The organism is Arthrobacter sp. 05N429, from assembly GCF_056397045.1.
The window spans coordinates 421,647-443,606 of record NZ_JBFTMQ010000001.1 but is presented as its reverse complement, the minus strand read 5'-3'; the positions used below and the strand labels follow the sequence as shown (position 1 = coordinate 443,606).

Below are 21,960 nucleotides of genomic sequence, written 5' to 3'. Positions count from 1 at the left end.
TTCTCCGGATGGGCAGGGGGCGTCAGTTTCCGGCGTAAGGCGACACAACGACGTCGACGCGCTGGAATTCCTTCAGGTCCGAGTACCCGGTGGTCGCCATGGAACGGCGCAGCGCACCAATCAGGTTGGCGGTTCCGTTGGTGTGGTGGCCGGGTCCGAAGAGGACCTCTTCGAGCGGTCCGACCGTGCCGACGTTGACCCTGTCTCCGCGGGGAAGTTCAAGGTGGTGCGCCTCCTGGCCCCAGTGCCAGCCCTTGCCCGGGGCTTCTTCGGCGCGGGCGAGGGCGCTGCCCAGCATTACGGCGTCGGCGCCCATGGCGATGGCCTTGACGATGTCACCGGAGGAGCCCATGCCGCCGTCGGCGATCACGTGGACGTAGCGGCCGCCGGACTCATCCATGTAGTCGCGCCGGGCGGCGGCGACGTCGGAGATGGCGGAGGCCATGGGCGAGTGGATGCCCAGGGCGCGGCGGGTGGTGCTCGTGGCGCCGCCGCCGAAGCCGACCAGCACGCCGGCGGCACCGGTGCGCATCAGGTGCAGCGCCGGGGTGTATCCCGCGGCCCCGCCAACGATCACGGGGACGTCGAGTTCGTAAATGAACTGCTTGAGGTTGAGCGGCTCGTGGTCTTTCGAGACGTGTTCGGCCGAGACGGTGGTGCCGCGGATCACGAAGATGTCGACGCCGGCGGCCACGACGGTCTTGTAGTGTTCCTGGGTCCGCTGCGGCGTGAGGGAGCCCGCCACCGTGACGCCGGCGGCGCGGATTTCGGCGAGCCTGGAGGTGATCAGTTCCGGCTGGATCGGGGCCTGGTAGAGCTCCTGCATCCGGCGTGTGACAGCCGGGCTGTTGGTTTCGTCCTGGAGCGCAGCGATCTGGTCCAGCACGGCCTGCGGGTCCTCGTAGCGGGTCCAGAGGCCCTCCAGGTCCAGGACGCCGAGCCCGCCGAGGCGTCCCAGGGCGATGACGGTCTCCGGCGACATGGCCGAATCCATGGGAGCAGCGATGACCGGCATGTCGAACTTGTAGGCATCGATCTGCCATGCGACGGACACATCCTTGGGATCACGCGTCCGTCGGTTGGGGACGATCGCAATGTCATCCAGGGAGTAGGCACGGCGCCCACGCTTGCCTCGGCCAATCTCAATCTCGTAAGTCACTGCTCTAGGTTATCCCAGCGAGCGCCCGTCACCGCCGGAGGCGGTCCGGCGTGACGGCGGTGCCGCTGCGGCCAGTAGTCTGGCGGGATGAGGAAACGGTGGGTCTTCGACGGCCACATTGCCGGGATCGGGACGGCGTCCGGTTTGCGGGCGGTGGTGGGTCTCTGGCAGCAGTCCCCCTTCGGGCCGTTCGCCGACGCCATGGTGGAACTGCCTTCCGGCCACCGGATCCTGCTCGCCCCGACCGCTGAGGTGGCCGACTTCATCGCCGCGGTCTACACCTTTGACGAGACCCGTGTGCTCGACGTCGCCGCGTCCCACGGCGCGCACCAGCTCAGGGTTGACGCCGGCCCACTCCGGATCCGCGCCGCCATCGGCGCGCGGACCCGGCTGGGCACCATCGCACGGCTGGTCCCCCGGCCGGTCGCTGTGCATCCTGATTGGCTGCGGGCCGTCAACCCGCTCGCGTCCCGGCTCAGCCCGGGCGTTCGCACCGCGGGTGCCGCTAAAGGCGGACGGCAGGAGTACTACGGCGTGACCGATCTTCACTGCATCGACTCGGCGAGTGTCGGCTGGGACGGCGGAGACGCCGGGTCCCTAACCGCCATCCGGCCGGGAGTCACTTTTGGTTTCAGCAGCGTTCCCCCGGAACCCAGCCTGGCGCGGGTCCGGACCACCGTGGTGGAGTCGACCGCCGATGGGAAGAAGTTCCCCTCCCGGAGCTGAAGCGGCGGCCCGCGTCTCAGATGCCTTCGGCGTCGTCCACGGCGAGCTGGGACTCGAACATCCGGAAGTAGCGGCCGCGCAGGGCCACCAGCTCCTTGTGGGTGCCCTGCTCCACGATCCGGCCGTCCTCGAGCATGTAGACGATGTCCGCCTTCTCGATGGTGGCGAGGCGGTGGCTGATCGCGATGATGGTGCTGCTGCGTTCGGCGAAGAGCCGGGTGAAGATCCGGTGTTCCGCCAGCGCGTCGATGGCCGAGGTCGGTTCGTCCATGACCATGAAGGAGGCGCTCCGGTAGAAGTTCCGTGCCATCGCGAGCCGCTGCCACTGCCCGCCGGACAGCCCGCTCCCCTTCCGCCCGCGCGGGTCCTCCATCCAGTTGCTGACGTGGTTGTCCAGGCCGTTGGGCAGCTTGTTGATGAACTCCAGGGCCTCCGCGTCAGCGGCGGAGCGGCGGATCCGCTCGTCGTTGCGCGGTGATTCGACGTCGCCGAAGAGAATGTTCTCCGCGGCGGTGGCGAACTCGTATTTCAGGAACTCCTGGCTGAGCACCGCCAGATGGCGGTGCCAGGACTTCACGTCGACGGCGGCGAGGTCGACGCCGTCGAGCATCACCTGCCCGGAGTCCGGGCGGTAGAGCCCGGCGAGGATCCGGATGAGGGTGGACTTGCCGGCGCCGTTCTCCCCCACGATCGCGATGTGCTGGCCTTCGCGGATGGTCAGCGAAATGCCCTTGATGACCTCAAGCTCGCTGCCCGTGTAGGTGAAGCGGATGTCCCGCAGCTCCACCGTCCTGGGCGCCTGCAGCAGGGGCGGGGCGTGGTCGGAGTGGACCGGCAGCGCCATGAACAGCTCGTAGTCCTTGAGGTTGGCGAGGTCCTCGTCGATCGAGCTGAGCGAGGAGACCAGGCTGTTGGCCGTGGACAAGGCCCGGCTGACGATCTGCTGGACGTAGAGGAACTGCCCCACCGGCTGCGCGTGGGCGATGATCTGGCCGACCACCCAGATCAGCGACACAACCTCGGCGCCATACTGCAGGGCGTCCGCGGCGAGCTGCTTGGGAATGTAGCGCTTCTGGAAGTCCAGCCGTCTCCGTTCGTCTGCGTCCCGCAGCCGTGACCGCAGCCCCATCAGGTAGCCGACGATCCCGTAGAGGCGCATTTCGGCGATGTGCTGGGGCCGCAGCAGGTTGGTTTCGATCATCCGCCGCTGCCGGCGCGAGTCCACCTGCGTGTTCCAGTGCGCGATCTGTTCGCGGGAGAGCTTGAACTGCAGGTAGACGCTGGGCACGATCGCCACGAGGACGATCACGGCGATCCACCAGCTGACCAGCGTCAGCGCGCCGATCGCGAGGATCACCGAGACCAGCTGGGTGAAGATGGCGGCGATCCGGTCCAGGACGCGGGCGTAGGAATCGGAGAAGCGCTTGGCCCGGTCGTACAGGTCCACCGTTTCCTTGTCGTCGTAGCGCCAGAATTCGAGGGCCAGGAACCGTTCGTACATCAGGTCGCCCACGATCGCGCCGACCTTGAAGCTCATGAGTTGCTGGATGTACCGGTCGACGCTGCTGAAGGCGCCCCAGAACAGTCCCAGGGCTGCCGTGATGATGACGTAGACGATCGCCTGCTGCCCTGCCTCGGCGTCGCCCGCGTAGGCGGCTGCGAGGGCCGTGGTGGTGAGCGCGGCGAAGTAGGTGGTGACGAGCGGCAGCAGCGCCGAGATCAGCGAGCCCACGATCTTCATCACGACGGCGGCGGGCGAGGCCCGGAAGCTGACGCGCAGCACCTGGGCCACCGCCCGGGCGTAGGGCCTCAGCGCCAGTTTCCGCTTGGGCTCACGCGCGGGCAGGAGTTCGGACATGCCTCCAGCCTAGTTGGGGCCGCCGACGCGGGGCATGCAGGGTTTCGCTGCCGCCTTGGCCGCCTAGTACTTCTCGCCGTATTGGTATTCCGGGAACTCGAAGCACGCGCTGAAGCTGCCGATTTGAAGGCTCTCCGGGCCGTCCCAGAAGGACACCAGCAACTGCGTGCCGTCTTCATGGAGGAGCTCCACCCGGCGATTACCGTCGTTGTCCGTGCCGTCCGTCGCGGACCAGCCCGACCGGCCGGAGAGGGAATCCCGGACTTCGTCCAGGAACTTCGTCCGGTCCAGGCCCGGCAGCAGCTCGACCTGCCCGGTCCCCACCCACTTCTTCTGCTCGCCCCGGCAGGGCATCAGGCTGGAGGTGTCGTTTTCGAACACCGAGACGACAACATCGGCCGGCACCATCCCGATGATCTCGTGCTGCACGGCCAGGAGCTTGGACTTGGCGGTTTCCAACGTTATGGGTGTCATCGATTCGCTTTCTTGTTTTCCGGATCCTGCTCCGCAGGCTGACAGGCCAAGGCACAGGCTGACGGCAAGGGCCACGCACCAATGACGGGCCCTGGCGGTCACCCGGCCGCTACCGCGCACGGATCTCATTTCGGATGTCTTCCAGGGCCGGTGCATTGAACGGATCCGTCGTGGCGATGAGGCTGTGGTTGTCAATGCTGTAGGCCTCCTGCCAGTTGCTGCCTCCCGGCGGGGCGTACACATGCTTCTCAAAGGCGGGCTCCTTCATGGGGTAGTTGTCTCCCACAACTCCGCTGCGCTCCGCGGTTAACAGGATGTCAGGGTACGTGTAGCTGGAGTACCGGGTGCTTGGGTCTGCTGTCCAGCCCGGCGGCATCGCGGCTCCGGACAGGGCAATGACCTTGTCGTAGCGGGCGCCGGCGACCTCGGATCCAGTGACGTTCCGCAATCCCCAGCTGTGGCCGACGGCAACTGCCTGCGCTCCGGCCGGTTTCTCCAGCTCGACGGCGGCCTGGAAATCCCGCAGCACCGGGGCCGTCGCGGCGACGAAATCGTCGCTCTTGGCTTCGTCGAAAAAGGCTTCGGCAAAGCCGCCATCGGGAAATTCGGATCCTTTATAGACGAAAGCGACGGTACCCTCCGTTGGGTCCGAACCAACCAGCCATTGGGCTACGGATTGCGGGCCGCCGCCATAAAAGGACTGCTCATTGGTCCGGGTTCCGGGCACATACGTGACGACGGTCGTGGTGTCGGCGTCGTAGTCACCGACCATTTCCACAATCGCGCTGTGCGCCGGGTCGTAGGCGGCGAGTTTGACCTTTCCGTCAACTACGCTCTGCAAGTAATCCTTCCCCGCCTGCCGCGCCGCCCACGCTTCGTGTTCCTTTGCGTACATGGCCGGATACCCTGCCGCCATGATCAGCGGATTGAATTCGGGCTCCGGGTCGGAGCTGCGGAGCCAGTCGATCCGGTGCTGGGCATTGATGGCGTTGGCACGGACGCGGTCCTCGAACGGGATGCCATTGGTGTTTCCGGCCAGGACCGGATGTTCGGCAATGAAGGCCGTGCGCTGCTCCGCGGCGAGCCCGTCCCACCAGGACCGGATCTGCGCAGGCGACTTCCCCTCAAGGTCGGCAGGTTGCGGAGTGGGCGCCCCCGGGTGTGCGCCCGCTGCAGTTCCGGCACCGCCGGCCCGGCTGGCCTGTTCCTGCTCCGCGGCGTTGCGGACCAGCTCCTCGCCCGCTGCAGCCAGAAAAGCGGCGGCCTGGCGCAACGCTCTGCTGTGGCTGGACTGCCAGTCGTGCCGGAACCGTTCGGCGTCGGGCCCTGGCCACGGTGCCTGGGCAACGCCGGCGCCCAGTGTGCCCAGCTGTGCCAGCAGCGTCCGGCCGGAAGAACCCATTTGGGCGCCGAGCCGCCTGAGCTGGGCAGGGTCCGCCCCCTGAAATCCAATAGCCACGTGCCGTCCCCCTGCAGTCTGCGCCACCGTGCCGCTGTCCGCGCCACTCTTCCGCGGTCCGGGAGTCCCGGCACCAACGGCCAGCCTCGAGGCTACCTTGCACAGACGCAGACAGGCCATGGGGAGAGATCCCCATGGCCTGTGTGTCGCGTGTCAGCGTTGGGGCCACGCCCGCAGGGTTCCCTGGCCGTGGAGCCGCTCCGGCGAGGGCCCCGACCCGAGCTTGCGAGGGCCGGGAGCCGGTGCGGACTTGCGAGGTTAGGGAGCGGGTGGGGACTAGCGCGAACCGTAGTTCGGTGCCTCCACGGTCATCTGGATGTCGTGCGGGTGGGACTCCTTCAGCCCGGCCGCCGTGATCCGAACGAACTTGCCGCGGGCCTTGAGTTCCGGCACGGTCGGGGCGCCGGTGTAGAACATGGTCTGGCGGAGGCCGCCCACCAGCTGGTACGCCACCGAGGCCAGGGGGCCGCGGTAGGCCACCCGGCCCTCGATGCCTTCGGGGATGAGCTTGTCATCGCCGGAGACGTCGGCCTGGAAGTACCGGTCCTTGGAGTAGGAAGTGTTCTTGCCGCGGGTCTGCATGGCGCCGAGGGACCCCATGCCGCGGTAGAGCTTGAACTGCTTGCCGTTGACGAAGATCAGATCGCCCGGGGACTCGTCGCAGCCGGCGAGGAGGGAGCCAAGCATCACCGTGTCCGCGCCGGCCACCAGGGCCTTGCCGATGTCGCCCGAGTACTGCAGTCCGCCGTCGGCGATCAGCGGCACGCCGGCGGGAATGGCTGCCTTGGCGGACTCGTAGATGGCGGTGATCTGCGGGACGCCGACGCCGGCGACCACGCGGGTGGTGCAGATGGAGCCGGGACCCACGCCGACCTTGATGCCGTCGGCACCGGCGTCGATGAGCGCCTGGGCGCCTTCGCGGGTGGCGGCCTGGCCGCCGATGATGTCCACGTGCGCCGCGACGGGATCGGACTTCAGCCGGCGGATCATGTCGAGCACACCCTGGGAGTGGCCGTTGGCGGTGTCCACGAAGAGCGCGTCCACGCCGGCGTCGATCAGGGCCATGGCCCGCTCCCAGCCGTCGCCGAAGAATCCGATGGCAGCACCGACGCGCAGGCGGCCTTCTTCGTCCTTGGTGGCCAGCGGGTACTGCTCGGCTTTGGTGAAGTCCTTGGTGGTGATGAGGCCCTTGAGCCGGCCCTGCTCGTCCACGAGCGGGAGCTTTTCGATCTTGTTGGTGGCCAGCTTGTGCGAGGCTTCCTCGCGGCTGATGCCGACGTGCCCGGTGACAAGGGGCATCTTGGTCATGACGTCGCTGACGAGCCGGATCGGGAAGTCGGTTTCCGGCACGAAGCGCGTGTCGCGGTTGGTGACGATGCCCAGGAGCCGCATGCCTTCATCCACGACCGGCAGGCCGGAGACGCGGTAGTGCGAGCAGATCTCGTCCAGCTCGGCGAGCGTGGCCTCGGGGCCGATGGTGAGCGGGTTGGTGATCATGCCGGATTCGCTGCGCTTGACCCGGTCCACCTGGTCCGCCTGGTCGGCGATGGACAGGTTGCGGTGCACGACGCCGAGGCCGCCCTGGCGTGCCATGGCGATCGCCATCCGCGACTCGGTGACCGTGTCCATCGCGGCGGAGAGCAGCGGGGTCTGGACCGAGATGCGCTTGGAGATCCGGGAGGAGGTGTCGGCCTCGGAGGGGATCACATCGGTGTGGCCGGGCAGCAGCAGGACGTCGTCGTACGTCAGTCCGATGAAGCCGAAGGGGTTGTGTTCGGGCTGGGTCATGAGTGCGCCTCTTACCTTGGGTACGGGTTACGGGTAGGGATTGCAACAGATGACCAGCCCGTCATTACGGGCATGGCCTGTGCAGAAGTGTTGAATAAATAGTAGAACCTTGGGCCCAATCCCCATATTCCGGGGCGCTAATGTGAGCAACGGCACCGGCCCGGTGACGCTGCCCTGTCACTTCCAGCCGGTGGCCTTCAGCAGCCGCTGTTCGAACATCGGGATCATGGTCTGGACATAGGTCTTGGTCAGATGGTTGTCGTCCTTGTAGACGTACACATTTCCGACCACGGCCGGGCAGATCCCGTCGGCGCAGATGAAGTCGCTGAGGTCCATCAGGTGCAGGCGCGGCACCTTCCCGCGGTACGCGTCCAGGGGTGAGGACTCGGCAAGGGACTCCTGCAGCGGAACGTTGCACTTGACGGCGTCGGGCCCGTTCTTCTGGACGCATTCGGGCATGTTCATGTTGAAGCGGGGGTTGTCGCGGATGCCCACCACGTCCATGCCGGCATCGGTGAAGGGCTTGATGCCTTCGACGTATTGCGGCACCTCGGTCTCGAAGGGCGCGTCTTTGTGCGTCAGTGAGGCGACGGTGAACACCGCGTCGGGCTGGTGGTCCAGGACGTACTGGGCGCTGGCCTTGTTGAAGGCGTTGCATTCGGCGTCCCTTTCCGGGGACTCCCCGCCGAAGCGGCAGTTGCCCTTGAGGAGGGCGACGACTTCCCAGCCGTGGCTGCGGGCGATCGGGCCGAGCGCGGCCATGTACTGCTGGGCGTGGGAGTCGCCGAGCACCACGATGCGTTTGGTGACCTTGTCCGGCCGGCTGTTCTGCAGGCAGCCCGCGAGCAGCGGGTCGCCGGGGACGTTTCCGTCGGTGCACAGACCGTCGATGTCAGCCCACTCGTTCTTCATGGCCACGGGAGCCGGAATGATCTTGGCCTCCGGCGTCGGCTTGCCGGCATTTTCGGGGGCCAGGGCAGCCGCGCCGGGAGTGAGTTCTCTCGGCTGCGCGGCGGCAACGGCCTCGTCCGCCATCATCCTGCTCTGCCACACGGACACCGGCCCGGCCAGCAGGGCGCCGCATGCCGCGATCACGACGGCGGTGCGCCAGACGCGGCGCTGGGGCCAGTGCCAGTCGCGCAGCGGCTTCTCCACGAACCGGGTGGTCAGCACGGCCAGCACGATCGACGCGGAGACAATCGCGAGGCCCTGGACCAGGTTCGGGGCGTTGATGCCCGTCGCGGCGAGGGCCAGCACCAGCAGCGGCCAGTGCCAGAGGTACAGTGCGTAAGAGTTGTCGCCGAGCTTCACCAGCGGCTTCCAGGTCAGGAAACGGTCCACGCCGAAGCGGCTGCCGCTCTGTCCGGCCACGATGATGGCGGCGGCGGCCAGCGTCGGCCACAGCGCAATGAAACCGGGGAAAGAGCGGTCCACGGTCAGCAGGAGTCCGCAGGAGAGCATCGCGGCGAGACCCGTCCAGCCGAGGACCACGCGCAGCACTTTGCCGGGCCGAAGGTGCGGCAGCGCAAGCGCCAGCAGCGAGCCGAGGGCGAATTCCCAGAGCCGGGTTCGCGTATCGAAGTAGGCGTAGGACTGGTTAGTGACGGTCTGCTCGATGGAAAACGCGAGCGATACAACGAAGATCGCACCGAATGCGGCGGCCAGGAGGGCGGCGTAGCTCACCCTGCGGCCGACGGGGGTCCGGCGGAGGAGGCGCAGGAGTACGGCTGCGCCGGCGAACACGAGCGGCCAGAGCAGGAAGACCTGGCCCTGGATGGACAGCGACCAGAAGTGCTGCAGCGGGCTGGCACCTGCGTGGTCCTGCGCGTAGTAGTCGACGGCGGTGTCCGCGAGGAGCCAGTTCTGCCGGTAGAGCAGTGACGCCCACGCCTGGTCCAGCACGTCCGGCCAGCGGCTCTCGGGCAGGACCAGCCGGGTTCCGGCCAGGACGCCGAGGATCACGACGACGACGGCCGGCAGCAGCCGCTTGAGCAGGTGAAGCCAGTGGCTCGCCAGACGCAGGGGCTTGCCGCTTTCGACCTTGCGGGCGAAGCTGAGGGTCATCAGGAAGGCCGAGATCAGCAGGAAGATGTCAACGCCGCCGGAGACCCGGCCGAGCCACACGTGGTACGTGACCACCATGAGGACCGCGAGGGCGCGGAGGCCCTGGACCTCGGGCCGGTAGCCGGCTTTTGCGCGTACTTCGGAACCCGGGTCCGCTGCCTGCGGGCCGGCCGTTGTTCGCTCGTTCGACACAAGAAGCCCCTTCAGGCAGGTTTCCAAAACGTCAATGTTACCGAACCGTAATTTGTCTGGCCAATCACGGCGGCGATGGGGCCGCCTCTCCGCCGGTGTTCCGCGGTTCCGGCGGCTACCCTGTAACGAGCCAGAGGAGGCCGCATCGTGATCGCACAACTGCGCATTTGTGTCCCGGAAGAGTTGTCCGACGCCGTGGTGGACTGCTCCACCGACGTGGTTGGCGTCGCCGAGGTGTCCCGCCAGCCCGGCGCGTCCGTCCTCCCTCCGGGGGATGTCATCCATGTCCTGCTGGCGCGGGAGTCCGTGGAGCGGCTGGTGGAGAAGCTCCATCTCCTGAATGTCCAGGAGCGGGGGTCGATCTCGGTCACCATGCCGGAGCTGGTGCTGTCCGACCGGGCGGACAAGGCCAGCGCCGACGCGCCCGGCGAAGGCGCGGACGCCGTGATCTGGGATGAGGTGTCCCGGCAGACGGGCGAAGACTCGCGGCTGACGTGGAGCTTCCTTGCCTTCCTCATCCTGGCGACCCAGCTGGTGGCCATCGGCATCGTCACGGACTCGACGATTCTGATCGTCGGAGCGATGGCTGTCGGTCCTGAGTTCGGCCCGCTGGCGGCGCTGGCCGTGGCGCTGGTGCGGCGGCAATGGAACCTGGGTCGGCGCGCCGCGCTCGCCCTCGGCGTCGGCTTCCCCGTCGCCATGCTGGCAGCGGCGTTCACGGCCTGGCTCTCCGTCCCGCTGGGCCTCTTCCCCGCCGATGTCCTGGACCGGGGCTCGGCAGCAGACTTTATCTACCACCCGGGCCCGTATTCCCTGATTGTCGCCGTACTGGCCGGCATCGCCGGAATGCTGTCCGTGATCACCGGGCGCTCCGCCGCCCTGACCGGCGTCTTCATCTCCGTGACCACGGTCCCCGCTGCCGGATTCGTGGCCGTCGCGCTGGTACTGGGCGAGTATGAGAAAGCGGCGGGTTCCGCCCTTCAACTGGCCCTGAACCTGGTCGGAATCGTGGCGGCGGCTGTTGCCGTGCTGGTCTTCTACCGCCTCATCACCAAACGGCTGCCCGACGCCGCGGCGGTGCGCCTGAGGCGCAAGGCACCGCGGGCGCAACGCTAGGCACCCGGCCCTCCGGGGGCGGGACGGGGCAGGCCGGCGCACAACCGGGCGGGCACAGCAAAGGCCGGCCCGGCTGACGCCGGACCGGCCTGGACTGCAGCGGCTTGGAGCTAGTGGCTGTGGCCCGCGTGCTCGTCTTCGTCAGCCGGCTTCTCGACCACGAGGGTTTCCGTGGTGAGCACCAGTGCCGCGATGGAAGCCGCGTTGCGGAGGGCCGCACGCGTTACCTTCACCGGGTCGATGACGCCGGCCGCGATCAGGTCTTCGTAGACGCCACTCTTGGCGTTGAAGCCCTGGTTGACAGCCGATTCGGCCACCTTGGCGACGACGACATAGCCGTCGAAGCCGGCGTTCTGGGCGATCCAGCGCAGCGGCTGGGTCAGCGCCCGGCGGACGATGCCAACAGCAGCGGCAGCGTCGCCTTCGAGTGCCTGGACAGCCGGGTCCTCGTCGAGCGCCTTGAGGGCGTGGATGAGGGCGGAGCCGCCGCCGGCAACGATGCCTTCTTCAAGGGCAGCGCGGGTCGAGGACACGGCGTCCTCAATGCGGTGCTTCTTTTCCTTCAGCTCGACCTCGGTGGCTGCGCCAACCTTGATCACGCCGATGCCGCCGGCCAGCTTGGCCAGGCGTTCCTGCAGCTTTTCCTTGTCCCAGTCGGAATCGGTGCGGGTCAGCTCCGCGCGCAGCTGGGAAACCCGGGCTGCGACGTCCTCGGCCGATCCGGCGCCGTCAACGATGGTGGTGTTGTCCTTGGTCACCGTGATGCGCCGGGCAGTACCCAGCACCTCGAGGCCGACCGTGTCCAGGCTGAGGCCCAGTTCCGGCGAGACAACCTGCGCACCCGTGAGGGTGGCGATGTCCTGCAGCATGGCCTTGCGGCGGTCGCCGAAGCCCGGCGCCTTGACGGCAACAACGTTCAGGGTGCCGCGGATGCGGTTGACGATCAGCGTGGACAGAGCCTCGCCGTCGACGTCTTCGGCAATGATGAAGAGCGGCTTGGAGCTCTGCAGCGCCTTTTCCAGCAGCGGCAGGAAGTCCTGGACGGACGAGATCTTGCCCTGGTTGATCAGGATCAGCGCGTCTTCGAGGACAGCTTCCTGGCGTTCCGCGTCGGTGACGAAGTACGGGGACAGGTAGCCCTTGTCGAACTGCATGCCCTCGGTGAGGACCAGTTCGGTCTGCGTGGTGGAGGATTCCTCGATGGTGATCACACCATCCTTGCCGACCTTGCCGAATGCCTCGGCCAGGAGCTCGCCGACCTCGTCGCTCTGGGCGGAGATGGAGGCGACGTTGGCGACCTGGGTGCCTTCGACCGGGCGTGCGTTTTCGAGCAGGCGGGCGGCGACGGCCTCGACCGAGACCTCGATGCCGCGCTTGATCTCGCCCGGGGCGGCGCCGGCCGCAACGTTGCGGAGGCCTTCCTTGACGAGGGCCTGGGCCAGGACCGTGGCGGTGGTGGTGCCGTCACCGGCGACGTCGTTGGTCTTGGTGGCGACCTCCTTGGCAAGCTGCGCGCCAAGGTTCTCGTACGGGTCGTCCAGCTCGACTTCACGGGCGATGGTGACGCCGTCGTTGGTGATCGTGGGGGCGCCCCACTTCTTGTCCAGCACGACGTTGCGGCCGCGCGGGCCGAGCGTCACCTTGACCGTGTTGGCGAGCTTATCGATGCCGGCTTCAAGCGACCGGCGGGCAGCGTCGTTAAACGCAAGCTGCTTTGCCATGGTTTTGTCCTTTCAAGACAGAACCCCGCGCAACTGACCCGTCAAAGAAGGATCGGCGGCGCGGGGTCCAAGAGAGTTACTTTACGACGATCGCCAGGACGTCGCGGGCGGACAGCACGAGGTACTCGGTGCCGCCGGTCTTGACTTCGGTTCCGCCGTACTTGGAGTAGATGACAACGTCGCCGACGGTGACGTCGACCGGAACGCGGTTGCCGTTGTCGTCGAAGCGGCCGGGGCCTACTGCAACAACTTCGCCTTCCTGCGGCTTTTCCTGCGCGGAGTCCGGGATAACCAGGCCGGAGGCCGTGGTCTGCTCGGCTTCGAGCGGGCGGACAACAATACGATCCTCAAGAGGCTTAATAGAGACCGACAAGGACCTCTCCTATTCGTCAGCAAATTCGTGGACTTTAAAGCTGTGGTGCCATGGCGTACAGACCGTCGTCGCGGTGCCGGCAGCAGCCTGGCTGTCTAGCTTCAGGTGTTAGCACCCTCCTAGGGAGAGTGCTAATGATGACTCTATGTAAGTAGTTAGCACTCGGTCAAGGCGAGTGCCAGAAGTTCGTTCCCGGTGAACGCTATTACCCAATGGACATGCCGCTGTTTCGGGGCGGCCAGAGGGACATGCCCACTGTTCCCGGGCGGCACAGAGGGACATGCTCATTCCTCGTTGCGGCCGGTGGACACATTGGCATCATGCCCTCTGCCCGTGCCAAGGAATGGACATGCCCCGCGGTTCCGGGCCGGCAAGAGGGACATGCCCTCACCTGGCTCTGCAGAATGGACATGCCCAGTGGGCCCGGGCTGGCCAGAGGGGCGTGCCCACGGTTTTCCGGGCTGCGCCGAGGGACATGCTCATTCCCTGTCGCGGCCGGTGGACACATTGGCATCATGCCCTGTGCCCGCGCCGAAGGATGGACATGCCCCGCGGTTCCGGGGCTGCACAGGGGTGCGTGCCCAGGGTCTTCCGGGCGGACTAGAGGGACATGCTCATTCTCTGTTGCACCCGGTGGACACATTGGCATCATGCCCTCTGTCCGTGCCAAGGAATGGACATGCCCCGCGGTTCCGGGACTTCACGGAGGGACATGCCCACGCTGAATGCCGGGAGCGGGGCATGTCCAGCAGGCGTTGGGTGACTACCGGCCGCCGAGGTCCTCGAAGTCCACGTCCTCGCCGTTGTCCTCGTCGTCCGGGCCGGGCTCGTTGCGGTGCCGGTACAGCACCAGGCCTCCCGCCGCAGCCAGGACAATTCCGGTGACCAGGAAGATGATGCCGCCGATGCGGGCCGCGGCGTAGCTCTCGCGGATGGATTTCGCCTCGTCGGTGGCGTCCGTAACGTCCTTGCCGCCGACCGAATAGACGGTGGCGTTGAAGGAGTCCAGGAAGAAGATGATGACCAGCAGCGCCGCGCAAACGACGGCGATGACGGCGCCGGCGATCAGCGCCGGCCGGGCGTAGCGGGCGAGCCCCTGGCGGGCGGGACGGCCGCCGTCGGCGTCCTGCTGTGCGGCGTCGACCTCCCGGTAGCGTTCGTCCGTGCCGTCGTTTGCTGTGCCGCTGTCATCCATGCCGTCAAGCCTATCGGGCGCACGGCCCCACCGGCGCCCTGAACTAGGCTTGTGACCATGGCTGACGCACCGCAGGACCAGATCGCCCCGCTCCTTAACCCCGAAGGCTGGGAGCTGCTGGCGTCGCTGGGCCCGTACCGGGAGGACGAGGCGTTCCGTCTCAACGCCTCCCTCCGGAAGGCCGGCCACTCCCCCGAACTCGTCTCCGCCGCGCTCACCCAGTCGCGGCTGCGGACCAAGGCGGAAGCCAAGTTCGGCGAGTTCGCCCGGCAGATGATCTTCACCCAGGCGGGCCTGGAGCAGGCCACCCGGCTCACCGTGGCGGCCCGGCACGCGCAGCGCTTCGCGGAGGCCGGCGTGCGGCACGTGGCTGATCTTGGCTGCGGCCTCGGCGCCGACGCCATGGCGCTCGCCTCGCTGGACATTACCGTCACTGCTGTGGAAATGGACGAGACGACGGCGGCATGCGCCACGATGAACCTGATCCCCTTCCGGAACGCCACAGTGGTCCATGCCGATGCGACGACGGTGCCCCTCGACGGAATGGGCGGCGTCTGGCTGGATCCGGCGCGCCGCACGACCTCCACCTCGGGCACCAAGCGGATCTGGGATGCGGAGGACTTCTCCCCGCCGCTGTCCTTCGTTGAGTCGCTGGCCGGCGCAGGCCTGGCCGTGGGCGTGAAGATGGGCCCGGGCATGCCGCACGACTCTGTTCCCAAGGACTGCGAAGCCCAGTGGGTGTCCGTTGGCGGGGACGTCACCGAAGTGGCGTTGTGGTTCAACGCGGTCCGGCGTCCGGGGATCCGGCGGGCGGCCCTCCTGCTCGGCCCCGCCGGGGCGGCGGAGCTCACCAGTTCCGAGGACTTCGACGGCGGCCCGGCCGCCCCCGTGGGGCCGGTCGAGGGATACCTGTATGAGCCCGACGGCGCCGTCATCCGCGCCGGGCTGGTGGCCGACGTCGCGCTCCAGCTGGGCGGGCACCTCGTGGACGAGCACATCGCCTACATCTGCGCCCCGGAACTGCGCGACACGCCCTTCGCCCGGGCCTACAAGGTGCTGGAGGTGATGCCCTACAACGTCAAGGCACTCAAGGCCTGGGTCAAGGACCAGGGCATCGGAGTCCTGGATATCAAGAAGCGCGGCACGTCGGTCACCCCGGAAGAGCTGCGCAAACAGCTCCTCCCGGGCGGCGGAAAGAATAAGGGCAAGAAAACGGCCACCCTGGTCCTCACCAGGATCGGCGAGGAGCGGGTGGCCGTTTCGGTGGAACCGGTCTAGGACTGGTTCTCCGGATTCCGGCGGCCTACTGGGCCCGCATGAAGTCCTCGGCTGCCCGGACCTGTTCGTCGCTGGGCCGGATCCCGGTATACAGCACAAACTGCTCCAGCGCCTGGATGGTGGCCACTTCCGCGCCGGTGATCACGGTTTTGCCGGCCGCCCGGGCGGCCTTGACCAGCGGGGTCTCGGCCGGCAGCGCGACGACGTCGAAGACCACCTTCGCGGCGTCCACCGCCTCCCGGGGGAAGGACAGGGAGTCGGCCTCGGGGCCTCCCGCCATACCAATAGGGGTCACGTTGATGATCATGTCGGCGGCCGCGGACGAATCGACGTCGGCGCGCCAGGTGAACCCATAGAGCCCCGCGAGTGCCCGCCCCGCTTCCTCGTTGCGCGCGATCACGGTGACCTCCCGGAAGCCGGCGTCGCGCAGTGCCGCCGCGGTGGCCTTGGCCATGCCGCCGGCACCCCTGAGCAGGACCGAGTACGAGGAGGGCACGCTGTTGCGCTGCAGCAGCTGCTCGATCGCCGTGTAGTCGGTGTTGTAGGCGGTGAGCGTGCCGCCGTCGTTGACGATCGTGTTGACCGAGTCGATGGCCTTCGCGGAGGGGTCCATCACATCCACGAGGGCGATGACGTCCTCCTTGTACGGCATCGACACGGCGCAGCCGCGGATTCCGAGCCCGCGCACGCCGGCGATCGCCTGGGCGAGGTCCGTCGGGGCGAAGGCCTTGTAGATCCAGTTCAGGCCGAGCTGTTCATACAGGTGGTTGTGGAAGCGCGTCCCGTTGTTGCTCGGTCGGGCCGAGAGTGAGATGCACAGGGTCATGTCTTTATTCAGGATGGGCACCCCTCCATTAAACGCCAGGCGGGGCGGGAAGGGCTCTCGCCCGGGCGCAGCGCCCCCACCCGACTGCTTTGTGAACACTTTCACGTCTTCGGTGCAATCTGGCCGCCGGCTCGATGCGACCCCTGCACTAGACTTGGACCACCGTTGCCTCCCCAACTGTCCGGCGAATCCGCCCGTGACGTTGCCGGCCCCGGCGGGGAAAACGACAGCTAAACAATGAAGGGACCACATGAAGATTGATTTCGCTTCATCCAGGCAATCAACTCTTGGTGTGGAATGGGAACTCGCCCTCGTGGACGCGGAAACCGGCGAGCTTGCCTCCGTGGCCAAGGAGGTCCTCCGCGGTGTCGCCGCGAAGCATCCCGAACTGAACGAAGACGACGAGCACCCGCACATCAAGCAGGAGCTGCTGCTGAACACGGTGGAGCTCGTCACCGGAATCTGCAACACCGTGGCCGAGGCAAAGGCGGACCTGAGCAGTTCCCTCGCCGCCGTCCGTGACGTCACCGATCCCATGGGCGTCGAGGTCTTTTGCGCCGGCAGCCACCCGTTCAGCCCCCCGCAGCTCCAGCCGGTGACGGACAAGGAGCGCTACGCCAAGCTCATTGACCGCACCCAGTGGTGGGGCCGCCAGATGGTGATCTACGGCGTCCACGTGCATGTGGGCCTGGACAGCCGGGACAAGGTGCTCCCCGTCCTGGACGGCCTGGTGAACTACTTCCCGCAGTTCCAGGCGCTTTCCGCGTCCAGCCCGTTCTGGGGTGGCGAGGACACCGGATACGCCTCGCAGCGGGCCCTGATGTTCCAGCAGCTCCCCACGGCGGGCCTGCCGTTCCAGTTCGCCAATTGGGACGACTTCGAGGCCTACGCCCAGGACATGTTCACCACCGGAGTCATCGACTCGCTCTCGGAGATCCGCTGGGACATCCGGCCGGTCCCGCATTTCGGCACCATCGAGATGCGCATCTGCGACGGCCTGGCCTCGCTGGAGGAAATCGGCGCCATCGCCGCCCTGACCCAATGCCTCGTCGACGAGTTCTCCACCACGCTGGACAACGGCGGCACGATTCCCACTATGCCGCCCTGGCATGTGCAGGAGAACAAATGGCGTGCGGCCCGCTACGGCCTCGACGCCATCATCATTCTCGACGCCGCGGGCAATGAGCAGCTCGTCACGGACCACATCCGCGAGACGGTCGCGCGGCTGGAACCCGTCGCTTTGAAACTGGGCTGCGCCGCCGAGCTGGCAGATGTCCTGAAGATCATCGAGCGCGGCGCCGGGTACCAGCGGCAGCGTCGTGTGGCGGCGGAGCACGGCGGTGACCTGCGCGCCGTCGTACTGGATCTGGTCCAGCAGATGCGCAAGGGCCCCGAAGCCTAGACCGGGCCGCCCCGTCGCCGGCCCGCGTCAGGCCGAGACGGTGGTGACCGGCATCGAGGAATCCGGCGCGAAGCCGATGCCACTCGGGGCGATCCCTGCCATCACCAGCTGGGCGCCGAGGGCCGCGACCATGGCGCCGTTGTCAGTGCACAGTGCCAGCGGCGGGACGGTCAGCCTGATCCCTGCCGCGCTGCAGCGCTGTTCCGTGAGCTGGCGCAGCCGTGAGTTCGCGGCCACACCGCCGCCCAGCAGCAGTTCGGTGATGCCGTTCTCCCGGCAGGCCAGCACCGCCTTGGACGTAATGATGTCCACCACGGCTTCCTGGAAGGCGGCGGCTATGTCAGCCACCGGCACCGTCTCGCCGCGGGCCTCGAACTGCTCCACGCACCGCGCGACGGCGGTCTTGAGTCCGCTGAAGGACCAGTCGTAGCGGTGCGGGCCGGGTTCCTCCGCGGTCCCCATGTATTTGGGCTGGCTCAGTCCGCGCGGGAACCGGATTGCCTTAGCGTTGCCGGTGCGCGCCAGCTTGTCGATCGCCGGGCCGCCCGGGTAGCCGAGGCCCAGGAGCCGGGCCACCTTGTCGTAGGCCTCGCCGGCGGCGTCGTCGATCGTGGAGCCGAGCAGCTCAACGTCGTCGGTGATGCTGCGGATCCGCAGGATTTCGGTGTGTCCGCCGGAGACCAGCAGGGCGCCCAGGTTATCCGGCAATGCGTTCCCCTGCAGTGCAGTTCCCGGCGGGAACCCGGTTAGGGCCTGCGGGCCGCCGTCGTCCGTCTGGAGCAGCCCGACGCCGACGTGCGCGACGAGGTGGTTGATGGCGTACAGCGGTTTTCCGGTGGCGACGGCGAGCGCCTTGGCCGCGCAGACACCAACCATCAGGGCTCCGGCGAGCCCTGGACCGGAAGTCACGGCGATCGCATCGACGTCCTCCAGTGTCACCCCTGCCTCGGCCAGGGCTTCGCGGAGCGTGGGAACGAAGGCGTCCAGGTGTGCGCGCGAGGCGATCTCGGGGATCACGCCGCCGAACCTGACATGTTCCTCCATCGACGAGGACACCGTGTTGGTCAGCAGTTGCGTCCCGCGGACAATGCCGACGCCGGTCTCGTCACACGAGGATTCGATGCCGAGGACCAGCGGCCCGTCATGCTGGGTGTCGTTCATGGGCGGTCTGCTTCCCTGGGCGTCGGGGCGGGCGTCGAGTCTGGTTCGGGGGCGCTGAGCCGGAGGCGCATGATCAGCGCGTCGACGCCGTCGCGGTAGTAGCGGCGGCGGACGTGGATCTGTTCGAACCCGTAGCGGCGGTAGAGCTGCTGGGCACGGGGGTTGTCGGCCCGGACCTCCAGGAGCACGTCCTCGGCGCGGCGCAGCAGGCTTTCCCGGATGAGTTCGGTGAGCAGCGCGGAGCCGATTCCCTTGCCTTCCTGCTCGGGCACGACGGCGATTGTCTGGACGTCCGCGATCGGCCGGATGCACATCAGCCCGGCGTAGCCCACAATCTGCCCGGTCAGTTCGGCCACGACGTAGCGCCGGGTTTCTGAATGCGCCAGCTCGGTGACGAACATCTGCAGCGGCCAGGCGTCCACCGGGAATAGCCTGCGCTCCAGCTCATGCACGGCGGGAATGTCCGCTGCGGTCATCTCCCGCAGCGAAACCCCGCCCGGCAGCCGGGCCGGTCCTGCGTTTTTTCCTGTGTTTTTTCCTGCGGGCCCAGTGTTCACAGTGCCCTCTTCCGCGGGCCGGGCACCTGGGCATCTGACTCGCGCAGGTAAAGCGGTGTGGATCCGAGCAGCTGCTCCCCCGCCGCGAGCCGCGCCAGGGCGAACTGGCCCAGCGAAAGGGCCTCCGGCTGGCGGGAGCTGAAGCCGGGGACGGCCTTGACGACGTCGGCATAGAGTCCGGCGCCCGCGCCGTAGACCGGAAGCTCGGGGAGGTCCGCTGCGAAACCGACGTGCGGGCCGTCCAGCAGTTGCGGCAACTGGCCGCCGCTGAGGATGTACCGGGCCCAGTAGACCTCTTTGCGCCGCGCATCCGTGGCGACGATGAACTCCGGAGCCGCGTCCGTGGACTCAGCCACCTCCAGGGCGATGGCATCCAGGCTCATGAGGCCGTAGAGCGGTTTGCCCCAGACGAAGGAGAGGGTGCGGGCCGTGACGATGCCCGAGCGCAGGCCCGTGAACGGGCCGGGTCCCACCCCGGTGACCACCGCGTCGACGTCGGCGCCGCCCACGCCTGCCTCCGCGAGGAGCGCCTCAATCCCCGGGGCCAGCACTTCGGCGTGGCTCCGGGTGTCCTGGGTGGAGAAACTGCCCACGAGGGATTCCGGGGTGTCATCGGAGACCAGCGCGGCGCTGGCCACGGCCGAGGTGTCGATGGCGAGGATCAGCATCAGTTCTCTTCCAGAGGGTAAGGCAGGGGGTCGTTCCCCGCGGGCGCAGGGAACGCGGGCGGGTTCACCCAGCGCGGACCGAAGCCGCGGATCACGATCGTGCGCGGCTCGTCGTCGTCGTCGGTGTCGAAATCGAGCACTTCGGGGTCCTGTGCCACTCCCATGTCATGGATGTTTTCCGGGCTATGGGCTTCCGGGGCGTGGGTGCCGCCGCCCAGGCTGCGGAGCAGGTCCACCTCGAGCCGGCTGTCGCTCAGGTGCTCCACCCGGCCGCGGCCCCACTCCACCACGGTCACGGCGCTGTCCATGGTGTTTTCCAGATCGATATCGTCGATTTCCGAGGCCGAACCCAGCCGGTACGCGTCCACATGCACCAGGTCCGGGCCGCCCGGCCGGGGACCGTCGGGCAGGTTCGGGTGGATGCGGACCAGCACGAACGTCGGCGAGATGATGCCGGCCCGGACGCCCAGCCCTTCCCCGAGGCCCTGGGTGAACGTGGTTTTCCCTGCTCCCAGTTCGCCGGTCAGGACCAGCAGGTCCCCGGCCCGGAGCTGGGCGCCGAGGCCCGCCGCGAGGGCGTGGGTTTCATCCGCGGTCCGGACGCCCAAGGTCCGTTCCCAGGCCGCAGCGCTCACGGCCGGGACTCGTCGCTCGGCAGTTCTTCATTGATGTAGCGGCGCGGCACCCTCGGGCTGATCCGCGTAACGATCTCGTAGTTGTTGGTGCCGGCTGCCCGGGCCCAGTCCTCTGCGGTGGGTCCGCCGTCGTCGCCGTTGCCAAACAGCACGGCCTCGGCGCCGAGGACGCTGTGCCCGCCGGCGGAAACGTTGAGCGGGCCGAGGTCGATCACCATCTGGTCCATCGCGATGCGGCCCACCACGGGGTAGTTCACGCCGTCCACGCGGACCGGCCCTCCGGTGGCGATCCGCGGGACGCCGTCGGCGTAGCCCAGCGGGATCAGCCCCAGCGTGCTGGTGCTGCCCGTGCGGTAGTTCAGCCCGTAGGAGACGCCCTGTCCGGCAGGGACATCCTTGCAGTGCGAAACAACCGTGCGGACCGTCATGGCGGGACGCAGGCCCAGCTCTTCCGAACTCTGCCCCTCGAACGGCGACAACCCGTAGAGGCCCAGACCCACGCGGACCAGGTCAAAGTGGGTGTCGGGCCGGGACAGGGTGGCCGGGGTGTTGGCGAGGTGCCGCACCTCGGGATCCACCCCGGCGTCCTGGGCGATGGCAAGGGCTTCGCGGAAGGCCTCCAGCTGGTCGTCGGTTTCCGGGCGCTCGGGTTCGTCCGCGACGGCCAGGTGGGAGAAGATCCCGACCACACGCAGCAGGCCCTGGTCCTGGTATTCCATGGCTTCGCCGACGAGGCCGTCCCAGGCGTCCAGGGTGGCGCCGTTGCGGCCGAGTCCGGTGTCCACCTTGAGGTGCACGCGGGCCGGCCGTTCCTGCTCGCGGGCGGCCGCAACGATGCGTTCCAGTTCCCAGCCCGAGCAGCCGATGTCGATCCCGGCGGCCACGGCGGCGGCGAAGTTGCTCTCCGGGGTGTGCAGCCAGGCCAGCAGGGGCGCCTCGATGCCGGCGGCGCGCAGGGCCAGGGCCTCGGAAATGTGGGCGGTCCCCAGCCAGTTGGCGCCGGCGCCGAGAGCCGCACGGGCAACGGGAACGGCGCCGTGGCCGTAGGCGTCGGCTTTGACCACTGCCATCACCTGGGCCGGCGACGCCACGGCCGCCAGGCGGCGGACATTGTGCCGGATGGCTTCGAGGTCGATAACTGCCGAGCGTTCCTCGGCGTAGGCTGGCGGAGCCTCCGGGACGGGCAGGAAGTCACCTGTTGCTGCTGGGTAAGTCACTTAACGATTCTAGGGGTGGCGGCGCATGCGGCTTAATTCGGGCTCCATTTGCGGCCTTCCTCCCCCGCCCCGGGGGACATGCCCAGTGTTC

The 21,960-nt window shown here is 67.8% G+C and carries 19 protein-coding genes; 4 read left to right on the top strand and 15 right to left on the bottom strand.

Annotated features, from left to right (window positions below; genetic code table 11):
- Positions 1-22: 22 nt before the first annotated feature.
- Positions 23-1,159 (bottom strand): GuaB3 family IMP dehydrogenase-related protein, encoded by a 1,137-nt coding sequence (locus tag AC1DF4_RS02170; protein WP_476911332.1) that lies wholly within the window; start codon positions 1,157-1,159, stop codon positions 23-25.
- A gap of 87 nt (positions 1,160-1,246) precedes the next feature.
- Between AC1DF4_RS02170 and AC1DF4_RS02165 the strand changes: the two genes are divergently transcribed.
- Complete coding sequence (locus AC1DF4_RS02165) at positions 1,247-1,885, top strand: hypothetical protein (protein WP_476911331.1); 639 nt, start codon at positions 1,247-1,249, stop codon at positions 1,883-1,885.
- Between the two features lie 16 nt (positions 1,886-1,901).
- On the opposite strand, the gene AC1DF4_RS02160 is transcribed toward AC1DF4_RS02165, so the two are convergent.
- From AC1DF4_RS02160 to AC1DF4_RS02140, 5 genes are all read right to left on the bottom strand, one after another.
- On the bottom strand, positions 1,902-3,743 hold the full coding sequence (locus tag AC1DF4_RS02160; protein WP_476911330.1) for an ABC transporter ATP-binding protein: 1,842 nt from the start codon (positions 3,741-3,743) through the stop codon (positions 1,902-1,904).
- A 63-nt stretch (positions 3,744-3,806) separates the two neighbouring features.
- On the bottom strand, positions 3,807-4,217 hold the full coding sequence (locus AC1DF4_RS02155) for a hypothetical protein (RefSeq protein WP_476911329.1): 411 nt from the start codon (positions 4,215-4,217) through the stop codon (positions 3,807-3,809).
- A gap of 109 nt (positions 4,218-4,326) precedes the next feature.
- Positions 4,327-5,676: a hypothetical protein gene (locus AC1DF4_RS02150; RefSeq protein ID WP_476911328.1), complete on the bottom strand. Its 1,350-nt coding sequence runs from the start codon at positions 5,674-5,676 to the stop codon at positions 4,327-4,329.
- Between the two features lie 276 nt (positions 5,677-5,952).
- Positions 5,953-7,464 carry an IMP dehydrogenase gene (gene guaB / locus AC1DF4_RS02145; protein ID WP_441404406.1) on the bottom strand — a complete coding sequence of 504 codons (1,512 nt, stop codon included), beginning with the start codon at positions 7,462-7,464 and terminating at the stop codon, positions 5,953-5,955.
- Between the two features lie 177 nt (positions 7,465-7,641).
- Positions 7,642-9,720, bottom strand: coding sequence for an acyltransferase family protein (locus AC1DF4_RS02140; RefSeq protein ID WP_476911327.1), 2,079 nt, complete (start codon positions 9,718-9,720; stop codon positions 7,642-7,644).
- Between the two features lie 147 nt (positions 9,721-9,867).
- Here AC1DF4_RS02140 and AC1DF4_RS02135 point away from each other — a divergent pair, with 147 nt between their 5' ends.
- A complete protein-coding gene (locus tag AC1DF4_RS02135; protein WP_476911326.1) occupies positions 9,868-10,836 on the top strand; it encodes a DUF389 domain-containing protein in 969 nt (322 codons plus the stop codon).
- A gap of 110 nt (positions 10,837-10,946) precedes the next feature.
- Here the strand turns inward: AC1DF4_RS02135 and groL are convergent, their stop codons facing one another.
- From groL to AC1DF4_RS02120, 3 genes are all read right to left on the bottom strand, one after another.
- Entirely contained in the window at positions 10,947-12,557 is a 1,611-nt protein-coding gene (gene groL, locus AC1DF4_RS02130) for a chaperonin GroEL (RefSeq protein ID WP_476911325.1), read from the bottom strand.
- A 76-nt stretch (positions 12,558-12,633) separates the two neighbouring features.
- On the bottom strand, positions 12,634-12,930 hold the full coding sequence (gene groES / locus AC1DF4_RS02125) for a co-chaperone GroES (RefSeq protein ID WP_066437027.1): 297 nt from the start codon (positions 12,928-12,930) through the stop codon (positions 12,634-12,636).
- A 763-nt stretch (positions 12,931-13,693) separates the two neighbouring features.
- On the bottom strand, positions 13,694-14,125 hold the full coding sequence (locus AC1DF4_RS02120) for a hypothetical protein (RefSeq protein WP_476911324.1): 432 nt from the start codon (positions 14,123-14,125) through the stop codon (positions 13,694-13,696).
- 57 nt (positions 14,126-14,182) lie between these two features.
- Here AC1DF4_RS02120 and AC1DF4_RS02115 point away from each other — a divergent pair, with 57 nt between their 5' ends.
- Positions 14,183-15,403, top strand: coding sequence for a class I SAM-dependent methyltransferase (locus AC1DF4_RS02115; protein ID WP_476911323.1), 1,221 nt, complete (start codon positions 14,183-14,185; stop codon positions 15,401-15,403).
- Positions 15,404-15,428: 25 nt separating this feature from the next.
- Here the strand turns inward: AC1DF4_RS02115 and AC1DF4_RS02110 are convergent, their stop codons facing one another.
- Positions 15,429-16,250, bottom strand: coding sequence for a shikimate 5-dehydrogenase (locus AC1DF4_RS02110; protein ID WP_476911322.1), 822 nt, complete (start codon positions 16,248-16,250; stop codon positions 15,429-15,431).
- A gap of 229 nt (positions 16,251-16,479) precedes the next feature.
- On the opposite strand from AC1DF4_RS02110, the gene AC1DF4_RS02105 reads away from it, so the two are divergent.
- Positions 16,480-17,631, top strand: a complete 1,152-nt coding sequence (locus tag AC1DF4_RS02105) for a glutamate--cysteine ligase (protein WP_476911321.1) — start codon at positions 16,480-16,482, stop codon at positions 17,629-17,631.
- Between the two features lie 27 nt (positions 17,632-17,658).
- Here the strand turns inward: AC1DF4_RS02105 and tsaD are convergent, their stop codons facing one another.
- From tsaD to alr, 5 genes are all read right to left on the bottom strand, one after another.
- Positions 17,659-18,792, bottom strand: a complete 1,134-nt coding sequence (gene tsaD / locus AC1DF4_RS02100) for a tRNA (adenosine(37)-N6)-threonylcarbamoyltransferase complex transferase subunit TsaD (protein ID WP_476911320.1) — start codon at positions 18,790-18,792, stop codon at positions 17,659-17,661.
- On the bottom strand, positions 18,789-19,268 hold the full coding sequence (rimI, locus tag AC1DF4_RS02095) for a ribosomal protein S18-alanine N-acetyltransferase (protein WP_476911319.1): 480 nt from the start codon (positions 19,266-19,268) through the stop codon (positions 18,789-18,791). The genes tsaD and rimI overlap by 4 nt, the downstream gene beginning before the upstream one ends.
- Positions 19,269-19,345: 77 nt before the next feature.
- On the bottom strand, positions 19,346-20,017 hold the full coding sequence (gene tsaB / locus AC1DF4_RS02090; RefSeq protein WP_476911318.1) for a tRNA (adenosine(37)-N6)-threonylcarbamoyltransferase complex dimerization subunit type 1 TsaB: 672 nt from the start codon (positions 20,015-20,017) through the stop codon (positions 19,346-19,348).
- Entirely contained in the window at positions 20,017-20,652 is a 636-nt protein-coding gene (gene tsaE, locus AC1DF4_RS02085) for a tRNA (adenosine(37)-N6)-threonylcarbamoyltransferase complex ATPase subunit type 1 TsaE (protein ID WP_476911317.1), read from the bottom strand. Before tsaE ends, tsaB begins: the two co-directional genes overlap by 1 nt.
- Positions 20,649-21,869 carry an alanine racemase gene (alr, locus tag AC1DF4_RS02080; RefSeq protein WP_476911316.1) on the bottom strand — a complete coding sequence of 407 codons (1,221 nt, stop codon included), beginning with the start codon at positions 21,867-21,869 and terminating at the stop codon, positions 20,649-20,651. The genes tsaE and alr overlap by 4 nt, the downstream gene beginning before the upstream one ends.
- Positions 21,870-21,960 lie beyond the last annotated feature (91 nt).